Annotated in this window: 1 protein-coding gene; it reads right to left on the bottom strand. The window is 76.0% G+C overall.

The features are described from left to right. The coding region (locus tag VTU_RS34140) for a hypothetical protein (RefSeq protein ID WP_438873589.1) at positions 1-242 on the bottom strand (242 nt) is incomplete at both ends.

The following is a 242-nucleotide window of genomic DNA, read 5'->3' as shown; positions in this document are numbered from 1 at the left end:
CACGTCCGGGGCGCCGGGGGCCCGGGTCGTCGTGGTCGTCTGGACTTGCGGCGCAGCGCCTGCGTCTGCGCTGAGCGTGCCGCCGCGCGTCGCGTCCGTGACCGCGTCTGCGGGGTTTACACGGCGCGCGGCGCTGGCGCTTGCGCCCACGTCCGGCACGCTGGCCGTTGCCCCACCCACGGGCGTGCTCGTTCCCCCGCGGGTAGGGGTCTGGGGACTGCCGTGGCTCTGGAGTTGCACGA

The sequence above is a fragment of the Verminephrobacter aporrectodeae subsp. tuberculatae At4 genome (assembly GCF_000193225.1).
Lineage (GTDB): Bacteria > Pseudomonadota > Gammaproteobacteria > Burkholderiales > Burkholderiaceae_C > Acidovorax > Acidovorax aporrectodeae.
This window is presented reverse-complemented; position numbering and strand designations above follow the sequence as displayed.